Raw genomic sequence first — 12,501 nt, forward strand, 5'->3', positions numbered from 1 at the left:
GTCCTTTTTCTTATGCGTCCAATCCGCTTTCCGCGATCACTTTTTGGATGAAATAATAGCTGTCCTTCGGATGGCGGGCCAGCGTTTCGTAGTCCGTGTACACGATGCCGAACCGTTTGCGGTAGCCTTCGGCCCATTCGAAGTTGTCGAGCAGCGACCAGGCAAAATAGCCCTTGAGCGGCACGCCCGACTCGATCAACCGATGGCACTGGATAAAGTGTTTGCGGAAATACGCCGTCCGCAGCTCGTCATGGATGCGATTGTCCTCGGTCAGCGTGTCGTCGTAGCAAGCGCCGTTCTCCGTGATGTAGATGGGCGTGTCCCCGTACTCTTCATGCACCCATTTGAGCGTTTTGTACAGGGCCTCGGGATAGACGTTCCAGTCCATGAAGGTCCGGTCGAAGCCGACCTGCACGTCCTCGCAATCGAAGAGTCCCTCGTTCTTCTTATAGCGGCCGTAGTTGCCGGTGTAGAAGTTGATGCCGATGAAGTCGATCTTCTGCGCGATCGTCTCCATGTCGCCGGGTTGGATCGGGACTTCGGCGCCTTTGGTTTTGAACCATTCGACGAGAAATTGCGGATACGTGCCTTTGAAGGTCGGATCCATGAACCACTCGTTGCCCCAAGCGCGGGAACGGCGGGCCGCTTCGACGTCTTCGGGGGAGTTCGTGTAAGGCTCGCACCAGCCGAGGTTGTGGGTCGTGCCGATCTCTCCCTTGATCCCGAGCGCGCGGAACTTCTGAACGGTCAAGCCGTGCGCGACGAGGCAGTGGTGGGCGACCGTCACGCCGAGCTGAAGGTCCTTAAGACCCGGGGCGTGGATGCCGAGCGTGTTGGACAGGAACGAGACGCACCACGTTTCGTTAAACGTGATCCATTGCTTGATCTTGCCGTCGAAAGCTTGGAAAACGGTTTCTGCGTAACGCACGAAAGCGTCGATCGTGGAACGGTTCGCCCATCCCCCTTGATCCTGCAGCGCCTGCGGCAAATCCCAATGGTACAGCGTCGCGCAAGGCTCGATGCCCGCAGCAATCAGCGCGTCTACGACGCGGGAGTAATAATCCAGGCCTTCTTGATTGAGTTCCCCGGTTCCTTGCGGATAAATGCGGGGCCATGCGATCGAAAACCGGTATGCTTTGACGCCCAGCTTCTTCAGCAGCGCGATGTCTTCTTCGTAGCGGTGGTAGCTGTCGCATGCGACGTCACCGGTATCTCCGCCGACCACCTTGCCCGGCGTGTGCGAGAACGTATCCCAAATGGACGGACCGCGTCCGCCTTCCTTCGCTGCGCCTTCGATTTGATACGACGCCGTGGCGGTTCCCCAGACGAAATCTTTCGGAAAATCCAAACGAGCCAATGCCATCTCCTCCAACAGGTTAGGTTTGGTTTCTCCTCCTACTATTCGATGGAAAACGTTTTATTCCTGCTGCGCGAAGATGAAATCATCTGCTGAAAATGAAGCTGGCCCGCGCTTATGCCGGCAAGATGAAGGAATCTACCAGCCTTTCATTCTCCCGTTCCGATGGATTCACGGAGCCCTGCGGCAGCTTTGCCGGCGGCGTTCCCCGAACGGCTGTCGGCGTCTTCGGAGCGTCGGCGATTCCCGGTCGCTGTCCGCAGGCGCTAAGCGCGAATACGATGGCGGCAAGCGCCGCGAATATCCCAAAACGGCTGATCGATCGCATCGTTACTCATGACCCCCCGGAATCATTCTATGCCAATAAGACGAATGAGAACGAATAAATGTTGCTTCCGGGAGAAATTTTACCTGAATTTTACAAAACCGCTCTTGTTTTGTGACGTGCTGAATTCAGGCATGCCTCAAGCAGCCTCATACCTGCGACCGCGTCTTCCGCAGGGAAAGCGGCCGGCTCCAATCCGCGCACCGTGCGGGCGAATTGATCGGCTTGGAGGATGTAGGCGTTCACGCCGTACGGACCTTCCCGACGTTCGCCATCCGTGGTCACGACGGTGATCGAATCGTTATCCGCGCCCGGCAGGAACGACGGATCCAGCAGGATGCGGCCTTCCGAACCGACGATCTCCAGCGTATTTCGGAACGCGGCCCACATGCCGCAATCGAACGTGAGCGAGACGCCGCCCGGGAACTCCACAAGACCCGAAGCCATCATGTCGACGCCGCCGTGCTCGGGCGAGAATTTCGCTTGCACCGTCACCGCTTCCGGTTCCTCGCCCGTAAAATATCGCGCGGCGCTGAGCGGATAACAACCGACATCGAACACCCCTCCTCCGCCCCACTCGGCATTGTGGCGGATATCGCCGGTATTGCCCGCGCCGTTATAGGTAAAGACCCCGTGGATGGCCCGGAGTTGTCCGATTTCCCCGCTGCGCAAAATCTCCTTCGCCCTGGCGATGCGGGGATGGTGGCGGTACATGAACGCTTCCGCCAGGTGCACGCCGGCCTCCCGGCAAACGTCGGCCATTTCCTGCGCTTCCGCTGCGTTCAAAGCGATCGGCTTTTCGCAGAGCACGTGTTTGCCCGCGCGGGCCGCGGCGATCGTCCACGGCTTGTGAAGATGATTGGGAAGCGGGATGTATACCGCTTCGATCTCCGGGTCGGCAAGCATGTCCTCGTAACTGCCGTACGCTTTCGGAAGCCCATACTGTTCGGATTTCCGTTTCGCCTTCTCCAGGTCCCGGCTGGCGATTCCGATCAGCTCCGCGGTCTCCGACGCCAGCAGCGCGGGAATCACGTCCCTGTCGCCGATCCCGGCCGCTCCCAGCATTCCCCAACGCAAACGTTCCACAGCCCAACATCCTTTCGATATGGAATTCGGCACCATTATATCACAGCGTCCGAACTTCCACCCCGGCCCTTTTTGCGCTACAATGAAGCGAATATGCGCCGCCGACAGAAAGGATGAAACCGATGCCTTACCGCTTGATGGCCGTCGATCTGGACGACACGCTGCTGACCGACGACTTGACCGTGACCGAAAGCACCAAAAAAGCGATGAAACGGGCGATCGCCGAGGGATTTCACCTGACGATCGCGACCGGGAGAATGTTCGACTCCGCCCAGCAAATCGCGAAGCAGGTCGGCCTGAACGTCCCGATCATCACGTACCAGGGCTCCCTGATCAAAAACTTGCTGGACGAGCAAGTCCTGTACGAACGCTCCGTTCCCGCCGATGCCGCCGCAAGGCTGTACGAATACTGCAAGCAGCACGGGCTTCACCTGCAAACCTACATCGACGACAAGCTTTACGCGCCGGAAGAAAACGACCGGCTGAAAGCATACGCCAAGCAATCGAACATCCCGTATACGATCGTGCCGGATTTCGCCGCATTGCTCGCCGGCTCCCCTAAACAGACGAAGATGATCATCATCGACGAGCCCGAACGGTTGGACGCCATCAAACCCGAGCTGGCCGAACTGATGGGGCCGGAAGTCCACCTGACCAAATCCAAAAGCCATTACCTCGAGTTTCTCCACCGCGAGGGAACCAAAGGACATGCGCTCCGGTTCCTGGCCGCCCATTACGATATTCCGTTGGAAGAGACGATCGCCGTCGGCGATGCCTGGAACGACCGGGAAATGATCGAAGCCGCCGGTCTCGGCGTCGCGATGGCCAACGCCGTTCCCGCGCTGAAGGAGCTGGCGGATTTCGTAACGCTGAGCAACAACGAAGACGGCGTTCGTCACGTGCTCGAGAAATTCGTGCTGGCATAACGAGGATAGGCTGCAAATGAAAAGGCACCTTGGAGAGCGATTCTCCAAGGTGCCTTCTTTCAAGATGTGTCAGCCGTTCAATTTCAGCTTCCCGGCCGGCAAATGCTTTCTCAGCGCAGCGCGGATTTCTCCGATGTCCGCGATGTCCCGTTTGGGTATCATCACGACTTTGTTTCGGGACAAATAAAGGATGACGGCCTTGCCGATTTCCCTCGCCTTGAACACGTCGTCCCAAGGGACCTGGACCGTCGTGTCCCCGGTCGTATGCAGAATTCCCTTTTCCGTCAGGACGATATGCTGCTCGAGCTTGGACACCTTGTCGCTCTCGAAAATCCGGGTCGTGCGGACTTTGATTCTCCACAATTGGAAAATGAGCAAAATGCCGCTGATGAAGAACGCCGCCGGTATGACGATGGCCAAGTTGCCGGAATCCCCAAGTACCCCGCTCAATTGCGCGAAAATGACGAACAGGCACCAATAGAACAGAAACAATCCGGCCAGCTGCCACCGGCCGTGGTAAAGATTAAACCCTGCGTAATCCTCCGCGGTAAGATTGACGCGAACGGAGGGATCGCGCGTTACGGACTCCGACATTTCCTTTCCCCTTCCTTATACGCCGAGCTTTTTTTCCATCGTCAGGGCTTTCACCGTGCCCGTCTCGCGAACGACCAGCTCCTGGTCCACGATTTCGTATCCCATGTCCTGGTACATATTGACGTTCTTTTGCGCGGTCTGTCTCACCTTGCACCGGCAAACATTGAGGCCCCTGCCGATCCCGAATTGCTCGATCCATTTGACCAGCCGTTTGGCGTAACCCCTGCGCCGGCGCGACGGAAGCACGGACAAGCGGAAGAACGTGATGACGTCTTCGTTAATGCCGTAACGCACCATGGCGGCCGGATTCCCGTCTTCATGCAAAATGAACGCGCCTTCTCCGCCCCGCAACGCTTCCCGTACGGATTCCACGGTCTCGTCGAGCGCGCTGGACGGCGGCACGGCGGCACGGAACTCTTCGAAGGCCGCCATCATGAGCGAATGCACGGTCTCGGCGTCTTCCGGCGTCGCCGCCCGGATTTCCACCTCGGGATCGACTCTCACGCGGGGAGCCGGCAGCGTATCCGCCTCATCGATCGGATCGGCAGCTTCGGCATCCGCGCCGTCCGCCGTTTCTCCGACCTCCTTCGCTGCCGCGCGGGCTTGTCCCGGCTGCGGGATCGGCTGGTCCAGGAAATAGGCTTTGGCCGTTCGGCTGAACAAGAAGAACAAAATCAGCACGCCCAGCACCATTTCGAGTTGCGGAAGCAACGAAGCCGAGAACCATAACACGACGACGGACGATAAAATCGCGGGCATCCTTTTTTTGCGCCGGACGAACCAAAGCGTCACCAGGACGGCAGCTGCGGGCAGCAGCAAATTCACGAACACCATCAAGATCTGCCCGCCCGTCAGCTGATCGATTTTGTATTTGGCGTTTTCTTCGGCGCTCGGATTCACCAGAAGCCTCAGATTCAGGGCCACGGCGGCCGCGGACATGAATAAACGGATATATAGCAGCCAAATGGCGATTTGGATGCTGCGCGGTTTGGTCAAATTCCGTTCCTCCTCATTCTTTTACCGTTAAATTTCGTCCCGAGCGGACGCATTTCCTCCATTGTATGTATTTTGAGCCGGAAAAACAAAAAGCGCGGCCTCGCCGCGCCTTTCGCGTTACGTACCCGACAGCACCTGATACCAGATGCCGCGTTTGGAATACAACGTTTTCCGCACTTCGTCCCATCCGCCGAGGTACCCGATATTGAACAGGTCCTTCGGCTCCTGGAACTTCTCCTTCCACTTCGCGGCGACCGTTGCCGACACCGGGCGGAACCCGTGTTCGGCGAACAATTCCTGCGCCTTCTCGCCGTGCAGGAAAGCGACGAAAGCGTCGGCCGCTTCGCGCACACCGTGCCGGTCGGCGTTGCGCTGCACGACGGCGGCGGGATTTTCGATCAGGATCGTGCTTTCCGGCACGACGATGTCGTACTTCACGCCTTGCGCAATCCGGGCCAAGAGCTCGTTCTCGTAGGTCACGATCACGTCTCCGACTCCGTATTCGAAAGCGGCCATGGAAGCTCGGCCGCTCTTATCCATGGATTCGATGTTCTTGTGCACGGCGGCCAGAAATCGTTTCGCCGCGGCTGCGTCTTTATGGCCCGTCTCGGCTTCGGAGCGTTTCAATCCGGCGCCGTAAATCGCGTTGATGTCCCATTGCGCGCCGCCGGACGTTTTCGGATTCGGATAAAGCACCTTTACGTCCGGCCGGGTCAAATCCTCGAATCCGCCGATGCCGAGCGGGTTGCCGGAACGGGTGCCGAGCACGACGATGGACCGCGTCACCATGCCGCCGTCCGCGCCCTTCTTCCACGCCGGGTCCGTCAGCCCCGCTTGGACGAGTTTATCCATGTCGCCTTCCATCGCGAACAGCGCGACATCGGCCTCGAAACCGCCCACGATCGCGCGGGCTTGCGTTCCGGAGGCTTCATAGGATTCCTGGAACGCGACGGTTTGGCCCGTTTTCGCCTTCCACTCCGCTTTGAAGGCGGGTATGATGTCGGCCATCGCGTCCTTGGCGACGGAATAGGCTCCGATGACCAGCGTGATATCGGCTTTCGAAGAGGCGGGCGCCGCCGCCGTACCGCTTTCGCTTTTGCCGCAGGCAGCCGCGGCCAGGACCAGCGAAACGAGAAGCGCCGCGGCGCCCAGTCGTTTAAATATGGACATACATCGAATCTTCCTTCAGCTTGTTCTCCATAATCCAGCTGTCGTTGTCGTTGAACAAATAGGCGCGGTGCACGAGCACGCGAATTTCGTCGCCCGGATGGAGCACTTCTTTCTCAAGCGAACGGTAGGTCACGAGGCGGGTCGAGCCGACCTCGACCTCAACGAGCCACTCGCTGCCGCGGAAGTGCAAATGCCGCACCCGGCCCGTTTCCGTCGCCGACAGCATTTGAAACTCCCCGACGTTGCCGATTTCCACGTACTCGGGACGGATGAGCGCTTTCGTGTCGGGCCATGCCGCCGCAGCCTCGAAGCCGCGGATCGACGCAACCTCCTCGACGATCGTGGATTCCCCGATGAAGCTGGCCACGAACGGCGTCTGCGGGTTTTTGTAAATTTCCCAAGGGGTGCCCTTCTGTTCCAGGTTACCCTTATTAATGATCATGATTTCGTCGGCCACTTCAATCGCTTCGTCCTGGTCGTGCGTCACGAAGATCGACGTAATGCCGAGACGGTCGATCATTTCGCGCAGCCAGGAACGCAGCTCCTGGCGGATTTTCGCGTCGATCGCGGCAAACGGCTCGTCGAGAAGCAGCAGCTGCGGCTCCGGCGCAAGCGCGCGGGCGAAGGCGACGCGCTGCCGCTGTCCGCCCGACAGCTGGTGCGGATAACGCTTTTCGAACCCGGACAGTCCCGTCAGTTCGACCAACTCCGCCACCCGCTCCTTGATGCGGGCTTTCGACCACTTCTTCACCTCGAGGCCGAATGCGATGTTGCCTTCCACGGTCATATGCTTGAACAACGCGTAGTTCTGGAACACGAAGCCGATGCCCCGCTCCTGCGGCGGCAGGTCGTTGACCCGCCGGCCATGGAACACGATGTCTCCGCCGTCGGGGGTTTCGAGCCCCGCGAGCATGCGGAGAATCGAGGTTTTGCCGCCGCCGCTCGGGCCCAGCAGGCCGATCAACTGGCCTTTGGCAATCGAGAAATCCACGTCTTTCACCGCTTGGAACTCGCCGAATCGTTTATTCAAACCCCGTACTTCTACGTGCATGCCCACGCACTCCCTTTCTCCCGAAAGCGATCATTTATGTCCTTGCCTGGATTTCGCCCATTCCATGAGGAGCAGAAGGGCGACCGAGCCTGCCGCGAGAACGAGCGCGACCGAATTCGCGGACGTCAAACTGAAGTTTTCCACGTCTTGGTAAACCAAAGTCGTCGCCGTTTGCGTTTTAAACAAAATGTTGCCCGACACGACGAGCACGGCGCCGAATTCCCCGAGCGCGCGGGCGACCGTCAGCACGACGCCGTACACGACGCTCCAACGGATCGAAGGCCAGGTCACGCGCCAAAACGTCGTCCAGCCGTACGCCCCCAGCGTCGATGCCGCTTCCTCCTGCTGGGCGCCGATTTCCTGAAGCACCGGCATGACCTCCCGGATAATCAGGGGGAACGTCACGAAAAGCGTCGCAAGCAGCATGCCGGGCAGCGCATAAACGATCTTGATGCCCGCGGAGCCCAGCAAACCGCCGATGGCCGTCTCCGGACCGAGCATCAGCACGATCATGAGACCCCCGATGACCGGGGAAACGGCGAAAGGCAAATCGACGACGCTGTTCAGCAGATTCTTCAGCCGGGGTCCCAGCCATGCGGCTCGGACCAGATATAAGGACAGCATGACGCCGAAAAGCGTATTGATCAAAGTCACTAAAATCACTATCAGCGTCGTCATCCACATCGCATGCAGGGCCTCGGGACGGGTCAATCCGTTTGCGAAACCGGACCAGCCCTGATCCCACGCGCCCATCGCGATCCGGACGACCGGCGCTCCGAGCAGAAGCGCGAACACGACGAACGTCAAGCCTATCCATAAACGTCTCATAAGCCCTTCCTCCGTGCTTGCAAATGGTTCACGAGCCAGAGGATCAGGAACGAGAGGGTAAGCAAAATGACGCTCACCGCGGTGGCTCCGACGACGTTGTCGCTTTCGATCTCCCCGAAAATGTACACGGAGGCGATCATCGTTTTACCCGGGATATTGCCCGCCACCAGCACGACCGCCCCGAATTCGGCAATCCCTCTCGAGAAGGCCAGCATGGCGCCTCCGAGAATGCCCGGCAGCATGTTCGGCAGAATGACGCGGAAAAACGTCTTCGATTTCGTGGCCCCCATCGTGTAAGCCGCCTCTTCCTCCGACGGGTCCATTTCCTCCAGCAGCGGCTGGACGGCGCGGATGACGAAGGGGAACGTCACGAACACCATGGCGATCACGATCGCGGGTTCATGGAACAGAATGGTGAAACCCAACCGTTCGGCCAACTGCCCGACCCCGCTTCGGGGACCCAGCAGCAGCAAGATCATCAACCCCGCCACGGCCGTCGGCAAGGCGAAAGGAAGATCGACGAGACTGTTCAGAAGACTGCGTCCCGGAAACCGATATCGAATCAGTACCCATCCCGCCATCGTTCCGATCAGGACGTTGACGAGCGTCGCGATGACCGCCAATTTCAACGTCAGCATGACGGCTTTCCAAGCCAGCGGCTCGGTGATGTTCTGGGCGAACGCCGTCCAGCCGGAGGATAACGAATGGCCGTAAATGCCGAGGATGGGAAACACGATCAAAACGACGAAATAAAGCATGACGGCGCTGCGGAAACCCCAGCCCCACCAGCGGCTCTGCAGCATGGAACTCACGTTGTCGTGTACCTCCCAAACTTTTGGCCGATAAAATTCTTCATAATTCCTATTAATTTACTCGGTATTCATACTTTATCAAAGTTGGACTTTGTCCGTCAACCATAATGATCGGCGAAAAGTCGATTTTTATTAACCAAACTTATGTATCGTATTCCTTTTTCTTATGGGCGGTGTACGTCTATCCCTCATTTTCGACGAAATAGCGGGCTTGTCCCGCCTCGATCAAGGCCTGGCCTTGCGTGAAGTCGGTCATCCAAGCCTGGAAGCGGTCGGCTTCCCCTGCTTCCGGCAAACATAGAACGCGCACGCGGTCGGTAAAGGCGACGTCGCCGACCCGGATCCCGCGGTCTCTCAGGACGTTCTCAAGCTTCCCGTACCACGTATAGTCGATGTCGACGGCCACTTCCCGGTGGAGCACCTTGACGATCGGCCCCGCGGCGTCGATTCCCGCGACCGCCCCGTCCGTATAAGCGCGGACCAGTCCGCCGGCTCCCAGCATGATGCCTCCGAAATAACGCGTGACGACGACGGCCGTATTTTTCAGTCCCCGGTTTTTGATGACTTCGAGAATCGGTTTGCCCGCCGTGCCGCTCGGTTCCCCGTCGTCCAGCGCCTTCTGCCATTCGTCGCGCTCGCCGATCAGGTAAGCGGAACAATTGTGGGTCGCGTCCCAATATTTCTTCTTCAACTGCTCGATGAAAGCGACGGCCTCCTCTTCGCTTTCGACGGGACGGGCATGCCCGATAAACCGGGATTTCTTGATGACGATTTCCCGGCTGCCGTATTCCCGTACCGTGGCATAACGATCCAGCATGAAGATTCCCCCGCTTTCCATACTGCTTCCATTATAGCGCTCTTTCCATTCGGACTCGACTGTACTACCATGGTGAGAATACTGATTCTCCGGAGGTGACCGGCACATGGAATGCCGCGTCGGTTGCGCAGCTTGCTGCATCGCCGTTTCCATTTCTTCTCCCATTCCCGGCATGCCCGAAGGCAAACCGGCGGGCACCCGCTGCGTCCAATTGAACGAAAACAACGCCTGCAAGCTGTTCGGGCGGCCCGAAAGGCCGGCCGTCTGCAGCAGCTTGCAGGCGTCTGTGGAAATGTGCGGCGAACGCGATGAAGACGCGTTCCGGATTCTGGCCGAACTCGAGCGAGCGACCTCGCCCGGGGATTAGGAACCTTCCCCGTGCGCATGTTTGGGAGACCTGCGGGAAGCCGCGAAGCCGAGGACGATGACGAAGATCGTCGTCAGCACAGAAACGATGAACATGTTGTCGGCAAGCAGCGGCTCCAGCCATCCGTGCACCCATTCGTCCTTGACGAGCATTTCGCCGGCCGTGTAGCCGAGCAAGCCCGCCCCAAGCCATACGAGGATCGGGAAACGTTTCATGATCGAGGTCAGCAGTCTGCTGCACCAAATGATGAGCGGGATGCTGACGGCAAGGCCGATGCCGATCAGCAGCCAGTCGCCCTGCGCGGCCCCCGCCACGGCCACGACGTTGTCCAGGCTCATGACGACGTCGGCGACGACGATTGTGCGGATGGCTTGTCCCATCGTCAGCCGCCTCTTCGCATGCTCCTCTTCCTCTTCCCCTTTAAGCAAGTTCACCGCGATGTAGAGGAGAAGCAGCCCGCCGGCCGCCTCCACCATCGGAATCCTCAACAGCCATACGGCTACGAGGGTCAGCACCAACCGGAGGGCGACCGCACCGAACGTTCCCCAGAAAATCGCCTGCTTCTGCTGGGCGGGCTCGAGAGTGCGGCACGCCATCGCGATGACCACCGCGTTATCCCCGCTCAGAACGATGTTGATCAGCATGAGTTGCAGCAAGGCAAGCAGCCATTCGGTATTCATGGGTTCCTCTCAACCCGGCTTACAGCCGCGCTTCCAGCGCTTTCTTCTCTTCTTCGAAGCCCGGCTTGCCGAGCAGCGCGAACATATTCTTCTTGTACGCTTCGACGCCCGGCTGATCGAACGGGTTGACTCCGAGCAGATATCCGCTGACTCCGCAGGCGATTTCGAAGAAATACACCAGATAGCCGAACGAGTAGGCGGAGATATCCGGCAAGTGGACGATCAGGTTCGGCACGTTGCCGTCGGTATGCGCGAGAAGCGTTCCTTCGAACGCTTTTTTGTTGACGAAATCGAGCGTTTTGCCGGCCAGGAAGTTCAAACCGTCCAAATCGTCCGGGTCGCGCTGGATCGTGATTTGCTCCGCGACTTCGCCGACCTGCAGCACCGTTTCGAAAATGATGCGGTTGCCTTCTTGGATGAACTGTCCCATCGAGTGCAGATCCGTGGAGAAGTCCACCGATGCCGGGTAGATGCCTTTGTAATCCTTGCCTTCGCTTTCGCCGTACAGCTGCTTCCACCATTCGGATACGAAATGCAGGCCCGGCTCGTAGTTGACGAGGATTTCGACCGTTTTACCTTTCCGGTACAGGGCGTTGCGGACGGCAGCATATTGGTAAGCCTGGTTTTCGCTCAGGTTCGGGTTGTTGAATTGCGCCGAAGCGTCGCGCGCGCCTTGCATCATCGCTTCGATGTCGATCCCTGCCGAGGCGATCGGCAGCAAGCCGACGGCCGTAAGCACGGAATAGCGGCCGCCTACGTCGTCCGGAATGACGAACGACTCGTAGCCTTCGGCCGTCGCCAATTTCTTCAGGGCGCCGCGGGCCTTGTCCGTCGTTGCGTAGATCCGTTTGCGGGCTTCCTCGCGGCCGTATTTCTTCTCCAGAGCTTCGCGGAAAATGCGGAAGGCGATCGCGGGCTCGGTCGTCGTGCCGGATTTGGAGATGACGTTGATCGACCAGTCTTTGCCTTCAAGCGCCTGAAGAAGATGCGTCACGTACGTGGAACTGATGTTGTTGCCGGCGAAGAAAATTTGCGGCGATTTGCGCTGCTCCTTGGACAACGTGTTGTAGAAGGAATGCTGCAGCATTTCGATCGCCGCGCGGGCGCCGAGGTAAGAGCCGCCGATGCCGATGACGACCAGCGCGTCGGAGTCGGAACGGATCTTGTCCGCCGACTTCTTGATGCGGGCGAACTCTTCCTTGTCGTAATCGGTCGGCAGGTTGATCCAGCCTAGATAGTCGGAGCCTGCCCCTGTTCCATTATGAAGCTGCTCATGCGCCAGCTTCACCGCCGGCGCTAGATTGTCGACCTCGTTCTGGCCCACGAACTGCAGAGCCTTGGAATAGTCGAAACGAATGCTTTTGCTCACCGCGAAAATCCCCTTTCGGTTCCTTCGGTCAAATTTATCTTTTAGCATACTCAAATTTTTCCTTCCGCACAAGCAAAACCCCGTTCTCCGGATGGAGAACGGGGTTTATTGAGACCGGGCAAT

14 protein-coding genes are annotated in these 12,501 nt (G+C 58.6%); 2 read left to right on the plus strand and 12 right to left on the minus strand.

Going from position 1 to position 12,501, the window contains the following annotated elements; genetic code table 11:
- Nucleotides 1-10: 10 nt before the first annotated feature.
- From EAV92_RS14335 to EAV92_RS14345, 3 genes are all read right to left on the minus strand, one after another.
- Nucleotides 11-1,357, minus strand: coding sequence for a GH1 family beta-glucosidase (locus EAV92_RS14335; RefSeq protein ID WP_123043734.1), 1,347 nt, complete (start codon nt 1,355-1,357; stop codon nt 11-13).
- A gap of 115 nt (nt 1,358-1,472) precedes the next feature.
- Complete coding sequence (locus EAV92_RS24560) at nt 1,473-1,685, minus strand: hypothetical protein (protein ID WP_164472781.1); 213 nt, start codon at nt 1,683-1,685, stop codon at nt 1,473-1,475.
- 90 nt (nt 1,686-1,775) lie between these two features.
- Nucleotides 1,776-2,768: a Gfo/Idh/MocA family protein gene (locus tag EAV92_RS14345; RefSeq protein ID WP_241158274.1), complete on the minus strand. Its 993-nt coding sequence runs from the start codon at nt 2,766-2,768 to the stop codon at nt 1,776-1,778.
- A gap of 122 nt (nt 2,769-2,890) precedes the next feature.
- On the opposite strand from EAV92_RS14345, the gene EAV92_RS14350 reads away from it, so the two are divergent.
- Nucleotides 2,891-3,694, plus strand: coding sequence for a Cof-type HAD-IIB family hydrolase (locus EAV92_RS14350; RefSeq protein ID WP_123041741.1), 804 nt, complete (start codon nt 2,891-2,893; stop codon nt 3,692-3,694).
- A gap of 69 nt (nt 3,695-3,763) precedes the next feature.
- Here the strand turns inward: EAV92_RS14350 and EAV92_RS14355 are convergent, their stop codons facing one another.
- The 7 genes from EAV92_RS14355 to EAV92_RS14385 all read right to left on the minus strand — a co-directional run bounded on the left by EAV92_RS14355 (nt 3,764) and on the right by EAV92_RS14385 (nt 9,962).
- Nucleotides 3,764-4,288 (minus strand): YcxB family protein, encoded by a 525-nt coding sequence (locus EAV92_RS14355; protein ID WP_123041742.1) that lies wholly within the window; start codon nt 4,286-4,288, stop codon nt 3,764-3,766.
- 15 nt (nt 4,289-4,303) lie between these two features.
- Complete coding sequence (locus tag EAV92_RS14360; protein ID WP_123041743.1) at nt 4,304-5,284, minus strand: GNAT family N-acetyltransferase; 981 nt, start codon at nt 5,282-5,284, stop codon at nt 4,304-4,306.
- Between the two features lie 117 nt (nt 5,285-5,401).
- Nucleotides 5,402-6,454 carry a sulfate ABC transporter substrate-binding protein gene (locus tag EAV92_RS14365; RefSeq protein WP_206424222.1) on the minus strand — a complete coding sequence of 351 codons (1,053 nt, stop codon included), beginning with the start codon at nt 6,452-6,454 and terminating at the stop codon, nt 5,402-5,404.
- Nucleotides 6,441-7,505 (minus strand): sulfate/molybdate ABC transporter ATP-binding protein, encoded by a 1,065-nt coding sequence (locus EAV92_RS14370; protein WP_123041745.1) that lies wholly within the window; start codon nt 7,503-7,505, stop codon nt 6,441-6,443. The genes EAV92_RS14365 and EAV92_RS14370 overlap by 14 nt, the downstream gene beginning before the upstream one ends.
- 30 nt (nt 7,506-7,535) lie before the next feature.
- Nucleotides 7,536-8,333: a sulfate ABC transporter permease subunit gene (locus tag EAV92_RS14375; RefSeq protein ID WP_123041746.1), complete on the minus strand. Its 798-nt coding sequence runs from the start codon at nt 8,331-8,333 to the stop codon at nt 7,536-7,538.
- Complete coding sequence (gene cysT / locus EAV92_RS14380; protein ID WP_420888828.1) at nt 8,330-9,136, minus strand: sulfate ABC transporter permease subunit CysT; 807 nt, start codon at nt 9,134-9,136, stop codon at nt 8,330-8,332. Before cysT ends, EAV92_RS14375 begins: the two co-directional genes overlap by 4 nt.
- 190 nt (nt 9,137-9,326) lie before the next feature.
- Nucleotides 9,327-9,962, minus strand: a complete 636-nt coding sequence (locus tag EAV92_RS14385; protein ID WP_123043735.1) for a YigZ family protein — start codon at nt 9,960-9,962, stop codon at nt 9,327-9,329.
- 106 nt (nt 9,963-10,068) lie between these two features.
- Between EAV92_RS14385 and EAV92_RS14390 the strand changes: the two genes are divergently transcribed.
- Complete coding sequence (locus tag EAV92_RS14390) at nt 10,069-10,329, plus strand: YkgJ family cysteine cluster protein (protein WP_123041748.1); 261 nt, start codon at nt 10,069-10,071, stop codon at nt 10,327-10,329.
- Here the strand turns inward: EAV92_RS14390 and EAV92_RS14395 are convergent.
- Both EAV92_RS14395 and EAV92_RS14400 read right to left on the minus strand, forming a co-directional pair.
- Nucleotides 10,326-11,009 (minus strand): TerC family protein, encoded by a 684-nt coding sequence (locus EAV92_RS14395; protein WP_123041749.1) that lies wholly within the window; start codon nt 11,007-11,009, stop codon nt 10,326-10,328. The two genes, EAV92_RS14390 and EAV92_RS14395, sit on opposite strands and share 4 nt — an antisense overlap.
- Nucleotides 11,010-11,028: 19 nt before the next feature.
- Nucleotides 11,029-12,378: a glucose-6-phosphate isomerase gene (locus EAV92_RS14400; RefSeq protein ID WP_123043736.1), complete on the minus strand. Its 1,350-nt coding sequence runs from the start codon at nt 12,376-12,378 to the stop codon at nt 11,029-11,031.
- Nucleotides 12,379-12,501 lie beyond the last annotated feature (123 nt).

The organism is Cohnella candidum (assembly GCF_003713065.1).
Lineage (GTDB): Bacteria > Bacillota > Bacilli > Paenibacillales > Paenibacillaceae > Cohnella > Cohnella candidum.